Annotated in this window: 13 protein-coding genes; 11 read left to right on the forward strand and 2 right to left on the reverse strand. The window is 49.1% G+C overall.

Annotation, left to right across the window (positions count from 1 at the left end; all coding sequences use genetic code 11):
* Positions 1 to 274 precede the first annotated feature (274 nt).
* From H4O21_RS21235 to H4O21_RS21270, 8 genes are all read left to right on the forward strand, one after another.
* Positions 275 to 796, forward strand: coding sequence for a sigma-70 family RNA polymerase sigma factor (locus H4O21_RS21235; RefSeq protein WP_182810932.1), 522 nt, complete (start codon positions 275 to 277; stop codon positions 794 to 796).
* A gap of 46 nt (positions 797 to 842) precedes the next feature.
* On the forward strand, positions 843 to 1,844 hold the full coding sequence (locus H4O21_RS21240; protein ID WP_182810934.1) for a FecR domain-containing protein: 1,002 nt from the start codon (positions 843 to 845) through the stop codon (positions 1,842 to 1,844).
* Positions 1,845 to 1,995: 151 nt separating this feature from the next.
* Positions 1,996 to 4,422, forward strand: a complete 2,427-nt coding sequence (locus H4O21_RS21245) for a TonB-dependent receptor (RefSeq protein WP_255487406.1) — start codon at positions 1,996 to 1,998, stop codon at positions 4,420 to 4,422.
* 84 nt (positions 4,423 to 4,506) lie between these two features.
* Entirely contained in the window at positions 4,507 to 5,574 is a 1,068-nt protein-coding gene (locus H4O21_RS21250; RefSeq protein WP_182810936.1) for an ABC transporter substrate-binding protein, read from the forward strand.
* Complete coding sequence (locus H4O21_RS21255; protein WP_182810938.1) at positions 5,571 to 6,581, forward strand: FecCD family ABC transporter permease; 1,011 nt, start codon at positions 5,571 to 5,573, stop codon at positions 6,579 to 6,581. The genes H4O21_RS21250 and H4O21_RS21255 overlap by 4 nt, the downstream gene beginning before the upstream one ends.
* A complete protein-coding gene (locus H4O21_RS21260) occupies positions 6,574 to 7,605 on the forward strand; it encodes a FecCD family ABC transporter permease (protein WP_182810940.1) in 1,032 nt (343 codons plus the stop codon). Before H4O21_RS21255 ends, H4O21_RS21260 begins: the two co-directional genes overlap by 8 nt.
* A gap of 11 nt (positions 7,606 to 7,616) precedes the next feature.
* Entirely contained in the window at positions 7,617 to 8,408 is a 792-nt protein-coding gene (locus tag H4O21_RS21265; protein WP_182810942.1) for an ABC transporter ATP-binding protein, read from the forward strand.
* Complete coding sequence (locus H4O21_RS21270; RefSeq protein ID WP_182810944.1) at positions 8,408 to 9,217, forward strand: IucA/IucC family C-terminal-domain containing protein; 810 nt, start codon at positions 8,408 to 8,410, stop codon at positions 9,215 to 9,217. The genes H4O21_RS21265 and H4O21_RS21270 overlap by 1 nt, the downstream gene beginning before the upstream one ends.
* 109 nt (positions 9,218 to 9,326) lie before the next feature.
* Here the strand turns inward: H4O21_RS21270 and H4O21_RS21275 are convergent, their stop codons facing one another.
* Both H4O21_RS21275 and H4O21_RS21280 read right to left on the reverse strand, forming a co-directional pair.
* Positions 9,327 to 11,648, reverse strand: a complete 2,322-nt coding sequence (locus H4O21_RS21275; RefSeq protein ID WP_182810946.1) for a molybdopterin-dependent oxidoreductase — start codon at positions 11,646 to 11,648, stop codon at positions 9,327 to 9,329.
* A gap of 171 nt (positions 11,649 to 11,819) precedes the next feature.
* Positions 11,820 to 12,680 (reverse strand): LysR family transcriptional regulator, encoded by an 861-nt coding sequence (locus H4O21_RS21280; protein WP_182810948.1) that lies wholly within the window; start codon positions 12,678 to 12,680, stop codon positions 11,820 to 11,822.
* A 125-nt stretch (positions 12,681 to 12,805) separates the two neighbouring features.
* On the opposite strand from H4O21_RS21280, the gene H4O21_RS21285 reads away from it, so the two are divergent.
* From H4O21_RS21285 to H4O21_RS21295, 3 genes are all read left to right on the forward strand, one after another.
* On the forward strand, positions 12,806 to 14,101 hold the full coding sequence (locus H4O21_RS21285; RefSeq protein WP_182810950.1) for a YbfB/YjiJ family MFS transporter: 1,296 nt from the start codon (positions 12,806 to 12,808) through the stop codon (positions 14,099 to 14,101).
* Between the two features lie 373 nt (positions 14,102 to 14,474).
* Positions 14,475 to 17,492 carry a PAS domain S-box protein gene (locus tag H4O21_RS21290; RefSeq protein ID WP_182810952.1) on the forward strand — a complete coding sequence of 1,006 codons (3,018 nt, stop codon included), beginning with the start codon at positions 14,475 to 14,477 and terminating at the stop codon, positions 17,490 to 17,492.
* Between the two features lie 73 nt (positions 17,493 to 17,565).
* A complete protein-coding gene (locus tag H4O21_RS21295; protein WP_182810954.1) occupies positions 17,566 to 20,520 on the forward strand; it encodes an ATP-binding protein in 2,955 nt (984 codons plus the stop codon).
* Positions 20,521 to 20,525: the final 5 nt, after the last annotated feature.

A 20,525-nucleotide genomic window follows, 5' to 3' on the forward strand; every position in this document is an offset into this window, starting at 1 on the left:
GTATTTTAAGTGCTGTTAAAACGCGGTGATGTGAAATATAGCGTAGCGATTTAATCGCATTGATCTGAAAACGCTTTATCGGGTTATTGAGTCCGGTAAGGCGTTTTTTTATGGGCGCTAGTCAGCCCCAGGACCCGACTGCAGATGATGTTTATTCTCTCTTTTATTGAAATAGGAATTATTTGCAATTAATATTCATTCCTGAAATAGAGCCGCAACAGCTTGTTGTTGGGCTGTGTTCTGTTAAAACGACAGAGATTCAGGAGTGCCATCAATGCAAGCTCAAGGTGCCGAATATCAGATGCATCATCTGTATGTACAGAATCACGACTGGTTAAGTCGTTGGCTCTACACCAAATTGGGTTGTTGTCATCAGGCCGCTGATATCTGCCATGATGCTTTTATCCGCATTCTACAAAAATGGCGTCATCAGGGGCACTTTCCTGATATCGAACAACCAAAAGCCTATCTGACAACAGTAGCTGGCAGACTGGTGACTGATCACTTTCGTAAACAGTCGCTGGAACAAGCCTGGCAGGAGAGTCTGGCTTCTCTTCCCGAAAAGGATGTGCCCTCACCTCAACTGTTACTGCAACTCAGGGAAACTTTGGAAGAGGTTGATCGTATTCTCAATAGCCTGCCCCAGGCGGTAAGAGACACCTTTCTTCTCTCTCAACTGGATGGCATGACCTACAAACAGATAGCAGAACAACTGCAGGTCAGTGAGCGCACAGTAAAACGGTATATGGCTCAGGCCTTTGCGGCTTGTATTTTGTTGGAAAATGACGAAGTATGAGTCTGCTGCGGAGTGAGTGATGGGGCAGGCAGGACAGAAAATACAGGTGAGCCGAGCGGTTGCTGAAGAAGCTGCACATCGGCTGATTATTCTGGGTAGTGATGAGAGCACTGATGAGTATCAACAAGAGTGCCGGCACTGGTGCCAGCAAGACCCTGAACATGAAGAAGCCTGGCGACGGGCAATCAACCTGCAACATAAAATGGGCCTGCTGCCCGGTTGGTTAGTAAAAGATGCCTTGCAGCGCCCCCCTGTATCCGGTTTGGAACAATCCGGTGTGGAGCAACCAGAACGCCGCCATCATTTAACCGCTCTTATCGGTTTGATTATGGCTGGGCCTGCGGCTTACCTGGCGTTATCCCCTGATGCCCGGCAAGTGGGTCTTGGTCAGTGGCATCATTTGACTGCAGATTATCATACCCGAGCTGGAGAGCAGCAACAGGTTGAGCTGTCTGATGGCAGTACTGTTTCTCTTAACACTTCAACCAGCGTCAGTATCCATTACTCTGCTGAACAACGATTGATTGTGCTGCATCAGGGAGAGATTGAGGTCATCACCGCAAAGGATATCCAGCAACGGCCACTGAGTGTGCGTACGGCTCATGGTTTGATGACGGCATTGGGTACACGCTTTATGGTACGGCTGATACCGGGTGAGGGGCAGACAACTCTGGCTGTACAGGAAGGGGCTGTGGCGGTATCCCTGGCTACAGAGCATCAGAGCACATCCGCACGGGTAACGCATGCCGGACAGTACACGCGCTTTGATCATCAGGTTATTGCAGAACCTCAAAAAGGTTCTGCGGGATTAGAGCAGTGGCGACAAGGGATGTTGGTGGCGCAGGATATGCCTTTAGGGCAATTGATCGAAGAGCTGTCCCGCTACCGTTCGGGCTGGTTACGCTGTGACCCTGACGTGGCTCAACTCAAACTATCGGGTGTTTTCCGTTTGGATAATACAGACCAGATTCTGAATTCACTTTCTCTCAGCCTGCCCGTGACCGTTGTTTACCGTACTCCTTATTGGGTTAGCGTTAAGTCGATTTAACCAACGGACTCTTATCTGAAAAACACTTCTCGCATCGTCTTCAGATCTACTGACGTCAAGTTGTTGGAAAAACTTTAAATTCTCTGTCCCCTTTTTTTCTCTGGTTCGTCTTAGAGGTAAATTCTTTTAATCCATGCAGTAAGGATTGGTTATGTCCCCAGAGATCTTGCAACACCTTTCTCAAACTCACCCGGTCAATCAGGCCAGAGCTCCAGGTAAAAAGCGTCTGGCTTCGGCCATGATGCTGGCAGTGTTATCCGTAGGTGCGCAGCTGGGGACAACGGTTGTGCATGCTCAGACACTGACTCATCAGATTAGCTCAGGACCGCTGTCTAATCAGCTGATTCAGTTTGCTTCTGAACATAAAATTACCCTGCATTTTAATGCCCGTCAGTTAGCTGGTAAGCGCTCGGAAGGTCTATCAGGCCAGTTTACGCCTGAAAGTGGTCTGGAAGCTTTGCTGCGTGGATCAGGCTTTAAGGCCATTAAGACAGAGTCTGGGGTTTATACCCTGGAAGCTCTGAGCACCACTGAGCGTAACAGCGCAGAAGAGCTGAGCACCCTGGTGGTGACCTCATCCCGTAGTAATATTCGCCAGGAAGATTCTCCTCAGGTGGTTACGGTCGTCACCCGAGAACAGATTGAGCGCCAGCTGGCGATCACCTCTGACAGCTCCTCCGTATTAAGCAGCCTGCTGCCTTCCTACACACCCAGTCGTCAGAAAATGACCAGTAGCGGTGAAACCTTTCGTGGCCGGACACCGCTGTTAATGGTCGATGGCGTGCCTCAATCAAACCCGCTACGTCCGACTGGACGTGAAGGGCATACCGTCGACTTTGCTATGGTTGAGCGTATCGAGGTGATCCACGGTGCCAGTGCGATTCACGGTATGGGTGCCACAGGCGGTATTATTAATATTATTACCCGCAACCCGGATGAGACTCAGGATAGTCTGAAACAAAACGTCTCGGTACAAACCACCCTGCCCACCTCAGAGACAGGCTCAGATACCGCCAGTTACAAAGCCTCCTATCGGGCGGAAGGCAGCAGCGGTAATCTGGATTATCTGGTTGGTGTCAGCTATGAAGATCAAGGGTTGTTTATCGATGGTGACGGTGATCCTGTTGGCGTGGACAACACCCAAGGGGATCAGATGGATTCTGAAAGTTATGACCTGCTGGCTAAAGTGGGCTATTGGCTGGATGATGACCGTAGAATCCAGGCTAGCCTGAACCGTTATCAGATTGAGGGTCAACACCACTATGTCAGTGTCGCTGGTGATCGTGACAACGGTGTTGCGACAACCTCAAAGAAGGGCACCCCTGAGGGTGTTGCACCTTATAACAAGGTACTCACCGGTAGTCTGGATTATCTGGATTACGACCTTAATGGAATGAGCCTGTCCGCTCAGCTGTTCTTCCAGGATTTTGAAGGCTTATTTGGTGCAACCAACTCCGGCACCTTCCAGGATGAGAGTATCGCGCCAAGAGGTGAGCTCTATGATCAGTCCCGTGTTCTATCCACCAAAGTAGGCACCAAACTGAGCCTGACCAAAGATGACCTGATGGATAATCGACTGAAGGTCAGCGGTGGTCTGGATATCCTGGTGGACAAGTCAGAGCAGGATCTCTACCTGACCGACCGTAACTGGGTGCCTGAGGTAGAATATAAAAACTACGCGCCTTTTGTTCAGTTAGAGTTCCGGGCGATGGATGATCTGGTACTGCACGGCGGCCTGCGCCATGAATTCTCAGAGCTTAAGGTTGATGATTTCCAAACGGTCGCCTCCCGCAATGGCGTTGATGTTGCCGGTGGTAACCCTGAATTTGATGAAAGCCTGATCAACCTGGGGGCGGTTTTTAACGTCACCGAATCCGCGACCCTGTTTGCCAACTATTCGGAAGGCTACGGTATGCCGGATGTGGGACGGGTATTACGCGGTATCAATGTCGAGGGTCAGGATGTGGATACCTTCCTTAACCTTGAGCCTATTGTCACCGATAACATCGAACTGGGCGCCCGGATGCAACATAAAGATCTGAGCCTTGAGGTCAGTGTTTATCGCTCCGATTCTGACTTTGGCCAACGCCTGGTGGGCGTAGCCAACGAATACTTTATGAGTCGTGAGAAGACCCGCACCCAGGGACTGGAAGCCTCTGTCGGCTATCAGGTCAACCCGGATAACAAACTGCACCTGGCCTACTCACGCAGCGAAGGTAAGTATGACAGCGATGACAACGGCAGCTTAGATGCCAAACTGCACGGCCTGAATATCGCCCCGGATCGTCTGATCGCCTCCTGGAGCCGCCGCTGGAGCCCTGAACTGGATTCCTTTATCCAGGCCGATTATGCCTTTGATCGCAGTTTTGACCAGGAAAACCGCGAATTTGAGGGTTATATGCTGGTTGATGCCTCAGTGGGCTACCAACTGCCTGTCGGCAAGTTGAATGTAGCGATTGCTAACCTGTTCGATAAAGACTACTTCACCTATTACTCCCAGAGTGCTCTGGTCAGTGATGATCGCTACTTTAAAGGTCGTGGCCGTACTGTAACAGTAGGCTACTCCTACGATTTCTAAGTTCTCTACTTAGTTAATTGGCGGGCCTGCGCTTAGCTAAGGCCCGCACTTTTTTATAGTAGCAGTAGGAAGAGACACTCACCCATGAGTAATAGGCATGTAGATCAAAATGCGCCTGTCGACAGCCAGCGCCGGGAAGCCCTGAAGCGTCTGGGGCAGGGCTGTTTGGGCTTGAGGTTGGGATTAGGATTGTGGTTAGGCCTGGGCCCAGGTGCGGCGTATGCAGTCACTCAAGTGCAGGATCGCAACCCGACACGCCCTCACTCTACTCCTAGGCCTATGCGGGTGATCACCCTGTTTCAGGGCGCAACGGATACCGCTGTGGCTTTGGGGATCAGCCCCCTGGCCGTAGTGGAGTCCTGGCGGGAAAAGCCGGTCTATCCCTATTTACGCTCAGCTTTGCCCGATGTCACCGTAATTGGCCTGGAGACTCAGCCCAGCCTGGAAGATATCGCACTGTTAGAACCTGATCTGATTATCGCTTCACGCTTTCGCCATCAGAATATTGCTCCCCTGCTACAACAATTAGCCCCGGTATTGATGCTGGAGCAGATCTATGAGTTCAAGGAGACCGTGCGCCGGATGGGGCAGGTTTGCCAGCGTGAGCAGCAGGCCCGCTGGTTACTGGAGCAGTGGCAGCAACGAGTCAGCGAGATCAAGCAGCAGATGAAGCAGGTCTTTGGTGATCAACCACCAACGGTATCGGTATTGGATATTCGTTCTGATCATCTGCGCAGCTATCTGCCCACCAGTTTCTCCGGCTCCGTATTGACTGAGCTGGGTTTTGCCTGGAGCGAGGTCAGCCAGCAAGCCAGCGGTGTATCCATCAAGGTGACCAGTAAAGAAAGTCTGCCTGTGGTGAATGCTCAGCTGTTTTTTGTCTTCCTACGCGCCGAAAGCCCTGCGGTACAGCAGCATTACCATGCCCTACAACAGCACCCTATCTGGCAACGAATGGAAGCTCCCCGTAAGCAACGAATCCGTGAGGTGGACGGCATCGCCTGGAGCCTGTCCGGCGGCATTCTGGGTGCCAACCGTATTCTGGATGATGTTGCACAGATGCTGCAGGAGGCACAGTCTGATCCCCCAGAAGCAACCCTGACCGGGATAAACACTATGGGATCTGCTACCCGTGACGGGATAAAAGTATGAACAGCGCAAGAGAAAGAAGCCCCCTGATCAAGCTGATCCTGCTAGCAGGAGTGTTAGTGTTTGCCATGCTGTTAAGCCTGATGACAGGGGCTCGCTGGATTCCTCTAAGCGACGTTATCGCAGCCTTTATCCAGCCTGACGCCATGAATATCAACCATATTCTGGTCTCCAGCACCCGTTTGTCCCGCACCCTGATGGCGGTTGTGGTCGGTGCCAGTCTGGCAGTAGCCGGGGTGTTGATGCAGGCGCTGACCCGCAACCCTCTGGCCTCACCGGGATTGTTTGGCATCAATGCCGGTGCCGCTTTTATTATTATTCTCTTCAGCACCTTGTTTACTCTGACCTCCCTGCAGGCCTGGCTATGGTGCGCCTTTCTGGGGGCAGCTCTGGCCGGATCTCTGGTCTGGCTGATTGGCAATATGGGCCAGGGACGAATGAACCCTTTGCGTATTGTATTGGCCGGAGCGGCGATGACAGCACTGTTTTCAGCTTTCAGTCAGGCACTGCTCGTCGTCAGCCAGGAGGGGTTGGATACGGTAATGTTCTGGTTGGCAGGCTCTCTCACCGAGCGCAGCCTGACTCTGGTTTGGCCATTAATGCTGTTAAGCGCGTTAGCTTTGGGCCTGGCTCTGATCTGTGCCCGACAGGTCAATGTACTCAGCGCCGGAGAAGAGATCGCTATCGGTTTGGGGCAACGTCTTGGGCTGATACGCCTATTGCTGGGCATACTGATTATCGTGCTGGCCGGTAGTGCTGTAGCCCTGGCCGGTAGCATCGGCTTTATCGGTTTAATTGTACCCCATATGGTACGTAAGGGGTTATCCATTGACCATCGCTGGTTATTACCCGGTTCGGCACTGGCGGGGGCCACCTTGCTGCTGCTGGCCGACCTGGTATCCCGCGTTGTGATCTTGCCGCAAGAAGTGCCTGTGGGGGTGATGACGGCATTACTGGGTGCACCTTTCTTTATCCTATTAGCCCGTCGCCGGGGAGCACACTATGCCTGAAGAGATCATCTGGCGCTGGGGACCGCTATCCCGCCGCATCAACCCGGTTACAGGCTATCGACTGGCCTGGGCTACAGTGCTGACGCTGTGTGTCGTTATGACCTCCCTGTCGCTGGGTAAGGTGATATTAAGCCCCTGGCAGGTGCTGGATATTCTGGCCTCTGCTGAAACCGGCGGCGTACATTTTATTGTTGAGCAGCTACGTTTACCCCGCACCCTGATGGCCTGGTTAGTGGGAGCGGCTCTGGCGGTGTCCGGGCTGATTCTGCAAAGTATTGTGCGCAACCCTTTGGCTTCCCCGGATCTGCTAGGGATCACCAGCGGTGCCAGTGCCGCAGCGGTGCTCTATCTGGCATTTTTCAGTCTCACCTTAGGATCTAGCGGGTTGCCGTTAGCCGCGATGGCTGGAGCAGGATTAGCGGCTGCTGCCATCTATCTGCTGGCCTGGCAGCAGGGTGCATCGCCGTTACGTCTGGTTCTGGTGGGAGTCGGTATTTCAGCTCTTCTGGCAGCAGTCACCACATTTTTACTGGTGTTTAGCCCATTATCCACTACGTTGTCCGCTTATGTCTGGCTTGCGGGCAGTGTTTATGGCGCCACCTGGCAGGAAACACAAACTTTGAGTCTCTGGTTATTGGTGCAAATCCCTTTGTTGATTTTTCTGGCCCGTCAGGTGATGGTTCAGCAGTTGGATGATAGTCTGGCCCAGGGGATAGGTGTCAGAGTGCAGTGGCTAAGAGCTTGTTTATTATTTGCCAGTGTTGCCCTGGCAGGCACTGCAGTGGCCTGGGCCGGAGGCGTTGCTTTTGTCGGCCTGATCGCCCCCCATATTGCCAAAAAGCTGGTGCCACCGGGCTTTGCCGGACAGGCGGTGATGAGCGCTCTGGTGGGGGGCTTACTGGTGCTGGTAGCAGACCTGATTGGCCGCACCCTGTTTTTACCCGCTGATCTGCCTGCCGGTATTTTTGTTGCGGCGCTGGGCACGCCTTTTTTCCTCTATCTGTTAATTAAACAGCGTCATTAAGGATATCGAATATGAGCGCAATCACCAGCCAGGGCCTGACCCTAAGCTATCAGGACAGCGTGATCATCGATCAATTGAATGTGTCCGTGCCCAAGGGTAAGGTGACCGTACTGATCGGAGGCAATGGCAGTGGCAAGAGCACTCTGCTGAAGTCTTTTGCCCGCTTACTGAAGCCACAACAGGGCACTGTGTTGTTAAACGGCGTCGATATTCAGCGCAAAGCCACTGCGACAGTGGCCCGTGAGCTGGCGATACTGCCTCAAACCCCAGTCGCCCCGGAGGGAATCAGTGTACGCCAACTGGTGGCTTTAGGCCGCTATCCCTATCAAAGCTGGTTACAGCAGTGGTCCGATGAGGATGAAACCATGGTCAATCGGGCGCTGGCACGTACGGGCACGCTGGAACTGGCCGATCGACCCGTGGATTCACTCTCTGGTGGTCAGCGCCAGCGGGCCTGGATCGCTATGACTCTGGCGCAGGATACAGATATTGTAGTGCTGGATGAACCGACTACTTTTCTGGATCTGTCCCATCAGATGGAGGTGCTGGAGCTGTTGCGGGAGTTAAACCAGCAAGAGCAGAAAACCATCGTTATGGTGTTGCATGATCTGAACCTGGCTTGCCGTTATGCTGACCAGATTCTGGTCGTACATGAACAGACCATTTACGCTCAGGGTACGCCCGCAGAGGTTCTGACTGAAGAGCTGGTGAAGACGGTGTTTGATCTGAACTGCCGTATTATTCCTGATCCTTTCTTTGATACCCCTTTATGTATTCCTTTTGGTCGGGAGAAGATTGAATAATGTCTCTCTTACCATATTCCAGAGAGTCTGTTTCCCATCAGCCAGGTTTCTGCGAACAGGAATGGGCAGTACTGAGTGGAAACTTCCGTCTGAAGGTGTTTGAGGACAGAGATCGGCGGGCGATCAGGGCCGTGGATCTGCTGGATGAAAATAATTGTCGCCAGCTACTGGATCAGTTGACGCCTGTTCTCTGCTCTCCTAACCGAGCCGTGACGGCTTCTCTGCTGGCCAAGAGGATCGCTTTTCTGACTACTGGTGCCTGTTTGTATTCCATGTCGGTTTACAATAAAGGGCTGCTAATGTCGCCAGATAACAGCTGGATTGAATATGGCCATGACGATGGCCTCTGGACCTCCTGTATGCCACTGCGTTCTATTGAGCCGTTGATTTATGCTCCGGGACAAAGAAATGACTGGCGGGAAACACTGATAAAGACACTGTTTGCTGATCTGCTGGCACCTTTATGGACTGTTCTGCATCAGGTGAGTGGTATCTCGCTCAGGATCCTGTGGGAAAACACAGCAGTACGGGTTTACTCTCTGTATGAGCGCAAAATGGATAATGTCACTGATGAAGAGACATGCCAGCAGGCACAGGCTGATTTTGACTGGTTATTAAACAAGGCTTCACCAGAATTATTTACCGCCAGCTATAACCCCTTGCAGCGATTCCGTCAGCCAATTTGTCAAACGGATAAAGGAGCCGTTCGCTTTCGTCGAACCTGTTGCCTGTATTACAAGACAACGGAGCCAAAGGAATACTGTTCTGCCTGCTCTTTGTTAAAGCCCAGACCTGGAAAAATATTATAGACAGTCTGAAGTGTCAGTGTTGAACTTGCTTGATATGATCAGAATCAGAATAAAAAGGACATCCGACAGAAAATTGCAGATGTCCTGATCTTAACTTTAAAAGCTGTTTTTATTGGTCCTGGCTTTCCGAAATGGGTGGCTCAAATGCCTTAACTTCTGGTAACTCACCTTCAAAGCGTTTTAATTCAACCAGTGCCGACTGAGCAGCGGGTCCCTGCGACAATCTGGAAGTGCGATAATCGTGAGTCAGTACATTAGGATTACCATGACGATCCTGATGGGCGCTATGATTCAGATCCGGATCGTACCAGGCTCCGGTCCAGAGAAAGACCACACCAGGTCGGACTGTATCTGTGACTCTTGCCCCTGCCAGACATTGCCCACGCTGATTATGCAGTACAACAATATCACCATCAGAAATCCCCCGTGACCGGGCATCATCAGGATGAATTAATACCGGCTCCCGGCCTTTAATTTTTTTACTCTTTGAATAAGCACCTTCATCTAACTGGCTGTGCAGGCGAGTTTTGGGCTGACCTGATATCAGATGCAATGGATGCTCACTGGAGGCTGCTCCCAACCACTCTCTTGGTGGTATCCAGGTAGGATGCCCCGGACAATCCGGATAGTTAAAACCTGCGATTGTTTCTGAATACAACTCAATTTTACCGCTGGGCGTTTTCAGGGCGTGTGCCTGTGGATCTTTGCGGAAATCCTCCAGATAAACGGCATCTGGTGCCGGATCATCAAAATAAAGAATCTCTCCCTGCTGGAAGAAATGATCCAGTTCTGGCAGATCATAACCGGCTCTGTCCGCTTTCATTTTTAGATTGGACCACATCTTTTCCAGCCATTGCTGCTCTGTCATGTTATTGCTGAAACTGGTGTTTAATCCCAGGCGTTTTTCCAGTTCACAGTAAATCTCATATTCTGTACGGGACTCAAACTGAGCCGGTATCTGTTGTGGCATAGGAATAACCGCTCTGTCCTGAGTGCCTGCACCAATATCATTGCGTTCCAGTGACGACGATACCGGTAGTACGATATCGGCATGTTTGGCGGTGGCGGTCCAGTTGATCTCATTAACGATGATGGTTTCTGGCTGCTGGAAAGCCTGGCGTAACCGGTTCAGATCCTGATGGTGATGGAACGGATTACCGCCAGCCCACCAGACCATTTTAATATTCGGGAAGGTCAGCTCTTTACCGTTGTACTGATAACGGGTGCCCGGATTAAGCAGCATATCCGACACCATAGCCACAGGGATAAAAGCACTGACATCATTTTGTCCCTGGGCCAGAGATGGCCAGTGAATAGGGCGGTCAACAACGCCAATACTGGCATCGGCAGCATAACCCATACCAAAGCCACCACCCGGTAAACCGATCTGCCCCAGCATAGTGGCCAGAAGGACTGTCATCCACAGAGGCTGTTCACCATAGTCGGCACGCTGCAGGCTGACCGCCGTACAGATCAGGGTTCTTTTACCTGTCATCTCATGGGCCAGAGCAACAAGGCGTTCAGCAGGAATATCAGATAGCTCTGCTGCCCATTGAGCATCCTTGACCACACCATCTGTTTTTCCTAGCAGATAATCCGCTACTTTATCGAAACCCACGCTGTAACGCTCAATAAATGCTTTATCGTACAGGTCGTGTGTTAACAGAGTATGGGCCAGAGCCATCATAATCGCGGTATCTGAACCAGGCTTTGGCGCCAGCCATTCAGCATTCAGCTCTTCCAGTGCATCGGTTTTTAACGGGCTGAAATTAATAAACTCGACCCCGGCTTCTGCACAGGCCAGCAGATCCCCCCGAAGTTTGTGTTGAGCAATACCACCTCCTGATACCTGAGCATTACGCAAAGGAATACCACCAAACATCACCACCAGCTCGCCTTCTGCTTTAACGGTGGTCCAGCGCGTAGCCTGTTTAATATGCTGGTTAAAATTGCCGACGATATAAGGCAGTAGCACTATAGCTGCGTTATAGCTGTAGTTACCTTCTGAGCGGACAAAGCCGCCAATACTGTTCAGAAAGCGTTTAAGCTGTCCCTGAGCGTGGTGAAAACGTCCGGCACTGGACCAGCCGTAAGAACCGGCAAAAATAGCGTTATTGCCATATTCTGTTTTTACCCGCTGCAACTCAGCGGTAATCAGCTCAAAAGCTTTATCCCAGCTGACTTCAACAAAGTGTTCCTTGCCTCGCTCGCCATTGGTTTTCCCCGGACCATTACGCAGATAGCTTTCCCTTACTGCAGGTCTGCGAATACGGGACTGGCCGGACAAAGCACCTGGAATATTGTCGTTAATTTTTGATGGATCAGGATCGTCCGGATGGCCCTGCACTTTTAACTGGCCATTTTCCACTGTCACAATGCCCGGCCCCCAGTGATTTGCTGTGATGCCATTTTTTACTGTTGTTTTGCTCATAGTCAGGTGAGCTCCTTACATCTGATGTTATCGGGCAATGCCAGGAATAACGGGTTATCTGATCAGAGATGATCGCCAGGCGATCAGGGCTTCAAAGTAGCGGATGAGGTTACACCAAAGTTGGATAATCCGGAAAAATTAAACGATGGGCTGATAGTAAATAGCCCTGTTTTAATCATTGTTGGGTGAATCTGATATTTTTTGGCAGAACTGGTTTGCTAGGGTTTGTATACCGTCTTCCAGTGGGGTGTCTTTTTTATAAAACAGCGAGATATGTATCCGGGACTGGCTACCAGTCAGTGGTTCTACTGTCAGAGAGTCTTCGTAGCGGCTGTTTTCAACCATATTACGCCCTATGACTGTGTAACCCAGACCCGCAGCGACACAGCCCAGAACGCCATCGACGCTGCTCATCACCATGCGTTGTTCATTATCCAGTCCCATTTCCTGCTGCCAGATCAGTGCGGCTCGTCGATAACCACAGCCCTCGCCACGAACAAACATAATAGGTTCAAAACACTGATCATTAGGAGTGACGCGTACCATTTGTTCAGACACCACGGGAATAGACAGAATATCGGATCGATGGCCGTGAATTCCGGCAAAAGCGCAATCGATCAGGTTGTTCTGTAAGGCTGTGATCAGTTCACCGCTGGTCGCGGTATGAATACGCGGCTGAATATGAGGGTAGTGTTTACGCAGTTTTTTCAGAATAGCGGGCAGATGCACGGCAGCGAAGGTTTCTGGTGTGCCTATCACCAACTCATAATGACCGGCATTCATGCTCAGAGCATGGCGAGCCTGCTTTTCCAGATGGAGCATCTGACTGGCGTAATCATAAAGAATACGTCCATCAGAAGTGAGTTCCAGTTTACGGCCTTTCAGGCGGAATAATCGGGTACCCAGTTCATTCTCCAGACGCTGAACACGGGCGGAGATATTGGATTGCACGGTATGCAGTTTTTCAGATGCGCCTTTTATACCGTCTTCATCCACGATGATTTTAAAAGTTCTGAGAGCAACCAGTTCCATAATACTTCTCTTTTTTTGAAGTAAATCTTCTTAATTATTCGATTGTAGCGTGCTTTTGACTTTTTTAACCTTGGACCTCAGTTCAAGTCTGTTTTCAGACAGAAGAGATCAGTAGGAGAGCGGCTATGAGTTATCAGGCACAAACCAGAGAGCTTGAATTATCAGAAAATGAGCCAAAAGAGGGGTGCGATACGGGACAGCGTAAAATAACAGCAGACCAGGCCAGAGTATTATTTTCCGGCATCTGTACCCTGATCGTTACCGTAGGTGTGGCCCGTTTTGCCTACACTACGTTATTGCCGGTTATGCAGCAGCAAACATGGCTGAATGAGGCCTCAGGCGGCTGGCTGGCAACGTCGATTTATCTGGGGTATATGTGTGGTGTGCTGCTGGCAGCCAGTACTAACAGTCTGGAACGCAAATATCGTTTGCTGCGTTTATACCTGGTGTTATCTGTACTGACCTCGGTGGCGATGGCCTGGACAGATGATCTGATTCTGTGGTCTGTGCTCAGGTTTATTGCCGGTGTCTGTGGTTCAGGAGGGCTGATTCTGTCTTCCGGCCTGATTCTGAAGTGGCTGATAAAACATCGCTATCCGGGAGAGCTGGGTATTCACTTTTCTGGCGCCGGACTCAGTATTGCCGGGGCTGCTTTGCTGGTAGAAGGCATGTCTGCGTTTGATCTGAACTGGCAGGAACAATGGATCGGTTTTGCTGTGATGGCAGCGGTGTTTGCGATACCGGCCTGGTTCTGGTCACCCCATCCGGGGCCGGACAATGCCGGAGCGACGGTTGATACCTCTGATGACAGGCCGCCCAGCCGAACATTTTTCCTGCTGATGCTGGCAGCGTATTTTTGCGCCGGTTACGGCTATGTAGTGGATGCCACTTTTATTGTCGATATTGTGGAGCGTCAGGAAGCGCTGACAGGTCAGGGGCAGATTGTATTTTTACTGATCGGGCTGGCGGCCACTCCGGCGGTGATTTTGTGGGACAGAGTTGCCAGACGCACTGGTTATGTTAAAGCGCTACTGATGGCTTATTTGCTGCAGATTGCAGGAATTATCCTGCCGGTGCTGGATAACTCACTGACAACCGTTATGTTCAGTGCTTTATTGTTTGGCGGGACGTTTATGGCCAGTGTCAGCCTGGTACTGACTATGGCCGGGCGTATGTACCCCAGTAATCCGGCAAAGATGATGGGGAAGATGACTCTGGCGTATGGTGTCGCCCAAATTGTGGCGCCGGTACTGACTGGCGTACTGGCACAGAGCAGTGGTCATTATGATACCGGGTTATATATTGCGGCGGTCGTGGTTTTTATCGGTAGCTTATTGCTGATGGGGTTGCTGTACCTGGAACAGAAAGAATCCAGAGATGAGGTAATCGCTGAAACGATGGTGTGCTGTCAGCAGAAATAAATCTGAGCATAAGTAGCCACAGGGTTACTGCTGCAGGCTTTCCTGATGGCGTTTCTCGGGTCAGAATCACCACTGGTGATCATGCTTTTGCATGAAGGATCTGCCTGAATGAAAGTTGCGTTATTCGTCGTAAGTTTCATCAGGTCGGAGGTGAGTAGGGGGGAATGAACAGAGTTTTCTGGCAAATATCCGCAAAAGTGCTCTGTTGCAGGAAACATCTGCAACATGGCGTTAGCCGTAGCTGAATTCGGCAATCAGCTAAAGGTCAGGTTAACTGAATGATATGTATGAACTAATGAACGCTTGGCTTCCCGGATTTATCAACTAATATGAATGTATATTCAAGTTAATATAATCTGATTGGAATAAGTGAATGGCAGAGCCTCCGGTAATTGCGGAACACATGTATGAGCAGGTGCAGAACCCCATACTGATCACTGATGAAGCAGGCTGTTTGCTGACGGCGAATAAAATGGCCCGGGAAATTTTTGATATAACGGGAATGGGCGTTGCTCTGAAAGATGTGATTCCTGAACTGGAACATGGTGATGCTTTTCAGATTTCTGTTCAGAAGGATCATCAGGCACAGATGGTTTTTCAGGTTTCCCGTTCATTAATGATCCATCAGGAGGTACTGGTTTATAGCTATATTCTGACTGATGTGTCTTTGCGTTACCAGGCTGAGCAGCGAGCCTGGCAAACAATGGCGAGAAATGCAGCTTTACTGGATTCCATTCAGGATGCCATTTTTACTCTGGATGTCACCGGACGCATTATTAATATCAACGTCGCCGGAGAGAAAATATTTGGCTATTTTGCCGGGGAAGTTGAAGGGCGACATATCGGGAATCTTATTCCGGCGCTTTCATGTGATCAACCAGACGAGATGAAGACATTATTCCAGCAATATATGTCTTCAGAAACATCCATTGAGAAAGAAGGCCGACACAGCAAAAGCTATCTGTTTCCGGTAGAAATCTCTATCAGAGGATTTGAGCTGGAAAACACCTTTTTTTATACCCTGATGGTCAGTGATATTTCTGAGAGGAAACTGGTAGAAGCGGAACTGGATCGCCATAGAGAGCACCTGCAGGATATGGTTTCGGTCGCTACCCAGGAAGTCCGTGCTATCGTGGATACGGCTGTCAGCGGTGTGATCACGATTAATGAGTTCGGTGATGTCTTATTATTTAATCCCGCAGCAGAAAAAATGTTTGGCTGGCAAGCGTCGGATATTCTGGGGCAGAATGTGTCTGTTCTGGTGCCGGGCATTAACGAAAGTACTCACAATGGTTTTATCTCCCGTTATCTTGAAACCCGTCAGCCTCGTATTATCGGAACAGGCAGAGAAGTTGATGCACAGAGAAAAGACGGCAGTTTATTCCCGGTACATCTGGCTGTGGGATACAGTGATCTGACGGCTTCCGGGTTCAGTGACAGTAATAACAGTCAGCATCTGTTTGTTGCTTTTATCACGGATATCACCGATCAGAAAAGGACTGAGCAGGAGCTGATTAAAGCGAAAGAAACAGCGGAGCAGGGTGCTCAGACCAAAGCTAACTTTCTGGCTAATATGAGCCATGAAATACGTACGCCTCTGAATGCGATTATCGGTTATTCCGAGCTTGTATATGAAGATAAACAGCTGGAAGAAGGCAGTCGTCATCATGTAAAAACCATTATCAATTCTGGTAAAAGTCTGCTTAACCTGATCAATGATATTCTGGACTTTTCAAAAATTGAAGCCAGGCGGGTTACCCTGGAGAATGTCTGTTTTAATTTACCCAATGCCATCCAGGATACTTTACAGACTCTGGAGTTTAAAGCTTCAGAAAAATGCCTGAATCTTGAGCTGGATATTGATTCGGCTGTTCCTCAAAAAGTATTGGGTGACCCTTCCCGCTTACGCCAGGTTGTACTTAACCTGGCAGGCAATGCAATTAAATTTACTGATAAAGGCTATGTGAGAATATCGGTCCAGCCTGCTCCAGAAGAAGGGTTCCTGCATTTCTGCGTTTCAGACTCAGGGATCGGTATGACTCAACAACAGAAAGATTATGTTTTTGAGGCATTTGCCCAGGCTGAAGCCAGTACGAATCGCCGTTTTGGTGGCACGGGGCTGGGGACAACAATCAGTAAACAGATTGTAGAAATGATGAAGGGACGAATCTGGATTGAAAGTGAAGTCGATCAGGGCAGCCATTTTCATTTTACTGTTCATCTGCCAGCAGAAGCAGATGATGTCGAAGCTTTATATGATGAGTGTGAGCCACGGCTGCATAATTATCGCTCGCCCAGAGCGTTTAATGTACTTTTAGCTGAAGACCTGGCCACTAATGCTGATCTTGCGATGTTGAGGCTTAAACAGCAGGGACATCAGGTCACCTGGGTTGAAGATGGTAAGCAGGCTGTTGCAACGGTGACACAACAAGATTTTGATCTGGTGCTGATGGATGTTCAGATGCCAGAGATGGATGGTCTGGAAGCTTCCAGATTGATTCGTATGTATGAAAAGATAGGGGAACTCACTGCAGAGCATCATGGCGATGACTTTCATCGGGTTCCGATCATTGCGCTGACGGCCAGTATATTAAAAGAAGACAGAGAGAACTGCCAGGAAGTAGGTATGGATGCCATTGTTGGTAAGCCTGTAGATTTCAATGAACTGTTTCTGCAGATGGAAAAGCTGGTACCAGAAGGGAGAGGAAAGTTCAGAAATCATGCTGACGCAAAGGTCGTTGATTCCATAATATTAGACGAACCAGATAATAAGGAGATGACTGATTACCTGCATCAGCAGACAGATATTGTTGATTACAATAAAGGATTAAAGACCTGGGGAGATCCGGATATTTACCTTAAATCCATGTTTAATTTTCTGACACAGAGGGCTGATGATGCCAGCCGTATTCTGGCATTGCTGGAACAGTCCCCCCCGGATATCTCTACAGCAGGAAAGGTTGCCCATGCTCTGAAAGGGCTGGCAGGTAATCTTTATCTGGCCGAGTTGTCAGACATTAGTGTGCGGCTGGACAGAGACCTTAAAGCAGAAAAGTTATCTGATGTTCGGGGGTTCTGTTATGAACTTGATCAGGCTATGAACAGATTCAGACTGATTCTGGAGCCATTGAAGCCCGGATCTGAGATGCCTGAAGTATCCGGGCAGAGCGAAGGTTCATTAACCAGAGAGCAGCTGGATAGTTTACTTGATGAACTGTTAACGGCTGCTGATGATTTGAACCCTGATACCGTTATTCCTCTGTTGGATCAGTTAAATGGAAACTGTGATCAGAACTGTTATCAGCGAATGACAGAATATATTAATAATTTTGATTTTGATGCTTTAAAAGAAGAAGTACTGGCGCTGAAACAACAACGTGCTTCCGGATAATACGGGAGCAGATTGACTGTGTTTGAGACAACATTCTGATTACTGTAACGGACTCAGGATTCCGGGGTTGTGTATGAACCAAATGCTCCGACTGTCATTCAGAACAAAAATTACTGTTGGGTTACTGGCCATTCAGAGTCTGGTGCTGATCGTTCTTTTCTACCTGAATCTGAGTACGCTTAGTCAGGCCAATAACGAAGGGTTGACACGCAGGGCTGAGGCAACGACTCAACTGTTAGCAACGCTGGCTAAAGACAGTGTTCTGTCCTATGACCTGGCCACTCTCACTGCCTATGTACAGGATATTATGCTCCAGCCCGGTATGCAGTATGTCCGTATTCTCGATCAGGATGACAGAGTTCTGGCGGTTGGAGGCGCTCCGCCGGAGCAATTTATTCCAGATGACAATATTTTTGATCTGTCTGACCCTGTGTTTGATAGTTTTGCTGAAATTATTGAAAGTGGCATCGATTACGGCCGCGTTGAAATTGGCCTGGATACGAGCTTTGCTTACCAGTCTGATCAGAATGCCAGACGCTTGCTACTGATTATTTCATCTGCTGCTCTTGGGATTACACTGGCCTTTACTTTGTTATTCAGCCGTTACCTGAACAGTAGAATATCTGCTCTGGTTAAAGGTGCTCAGGCCCTGGCTTCTGGTAACAGAGAATATCGTATTCCTGTTTCCGGTGACGATGAACTGTCCAGAACGGCTGTCAATTTTAATGATATGGCTGAAACGCTGGATCAGACTTATAACACTCTGGAAAGGGAGAGTGCCTTAAATAAAGCCGTATTTGAAACATCACCCAGCGGAATTATGATTACAGATGCTGAAGGCAGAATTTGCCACTTTAACCAGGCGGCAGAGAATATTTTTGGTTTTTCTGAACAGGATATTGTGCAACAGAATATCAGTTTATTGATACCTGATTATGATGCCCGACAGAATAGAGACTACTTTCAGCATTATAGACAAACAGGCAATATCGGCATTATCGGGCAGGGGAAAGAGCTGATTGCACTGCGTCAGGATGGAACTAAGTTCCCCGTACATCTGGCCGTAGGCGATATGTCTGTAGATGATCAGCATCTTTATGTCGGAGTAGTGACGGACATCTCTGAACGCAAGCAGAACGAAAAGGCATTACAGGACTATAAAGATAACCTGGAAGAGACGGTCAGGAAGAGAACTGAAGAGCTGGAACAGGCCAGAGATGCGGCAGAAGCCGGTGCCAGAACAAAGTCATCATTTGTTGCGAATATGAGCCATGAAATTCGCACGCCAATGAATGCCATCATAGGTTTCTCCGAAGTGCTGCTTATGGATACTGCAATTCAGGACAACACTCGCCAACAAGTCAATACCATTCTCAGGTCGGCCAGATCTTTATTGACAATCATTAACGACATTCTGGATGTCTCTAAACTGGAAAGCGGAAAATTTGCATTAGAAGAAGTGGCATTCCATTTACCTAATGCTGTTGCGGAAGCGCTGAAAACGGTTGAGATGCAAGCTCAGGAAAAAAATCTGAGATTGTTTCTGGAAGTAGAGAATAGTTTACAGGAACGTTATATCGGTGATCCGACCCGCTTGCGTCAGGTGATTCTTAATCTGGTCAGTAATGCCATCAAATTTACTGAAAAAGGGTATATCCGTGTATGTATTAAAAAAGAGCCCAATCAGGACGATAGCCTGTTATTCAGTATCCAGGATACCGGGATTGGCATGTCTTCACAACAGTGTCAGCATATATTTGAGCCTTTTACTCAGGCTGATACCAGTACAACGAGGCGCTTTGGCGGTACCGGTTTAGGTACGGCGATCAGTAAACAGATTGTTGAGTTAATGGCTGGCAATATTTCTGTTAATAGTACTCCGGGAGTCGGTTCTGAGTTTATTTTTACTTGCAGGATGCTTCCGGCATCTCCGGAAGATGAGTGCCTGTTTGATAATGATACTTCCCATCATGACGAATATGTTTCCCCACGGACTTTCCATATTCTTCTGGCAGAAGATATAGAAACAAATGCTCAGCTGGTGACTTTACGTCTGGAACATATGGGGCATACCGTTTGTTGGGTGAAAAATGGCCTGGAAGCTGTTGAGGCATTCAGAAATACAGAACCAGGATTTGATCTGATTCTGATGGATGTCATGATGCCAGAGATGGATGGGCGGGAAGCGACCCGTGTCATTCGTCAATTGGAAGAAGGCAGTACCGAACATATTCCTATTATGGCGCTGACAGCTAGTGTGATGACTGAAGATCATCAGCAATGCCGGGAATCCGGTATGGACAGAGTAGAGGCTAAACCTATTGATTTCAGGAAACTGTTTCTTGATATGGAGGAGCTGATTCCGGACGGTTACGGTAAGAAAAATAGTTTACATCAGATTAATCTGGTTGATGGCACACAGATTGATTTTTCACCGGTAAAGCATTGTGTTGATGTGAATGAAGGCCTGCAAACCTGGCAGGATCATGCCATATACGCTAATGCTCTGTTGAAGTTCTGTAATGAACGTAGTCAGGACCCTGATTTAATTGCTGAGGCATTGCATGATCTTCCGGAGGATAATCAACCCGCCAGACTTATTGTCCATAATTTGAAAGGGCTGGCTGGCAACCTGAAATTTGGCACTATTACCGAACTGGCCATTGAGATTGATAACTGTCTCAAGGCCAGTCGCAGGGATAAAGCGCTATCCCGATTAGGTGCTTTACGTCATGAACTGGACCGGGCTGCAGTCGCTGTTAACCAGTTGATGCTTCCTCAGGATGAGAATAATATTGCATTAGAAGTATTCGATGAAGCTAAAATATCAGGTTTACTGACACAGCTTAATCGCCTTCTGTCAGAACTGAACCCTGACCTGGTCTACCCTGTTATACAGGAAGCCTGTCGTTATTTGCCATATTCTGAACTGGCCCCGGTTCAGCAAGCCGTAGATGATTTTGACTTCGATCTGGCTAATCAGAGGGTACAAGAGTTAATGGACAAGCTTAAGCTACCTCTGGAATAGGATAT

This window comes from Oceanospirillum sediminis (assembly GCF_014164585.1).
GTDB lineage: Bacteria > Pseudomonadota > Gammaproteobacteria > Pseudomonadales > Halomonadaceae > Oceanospirillum > Oceanospirillum sediminis.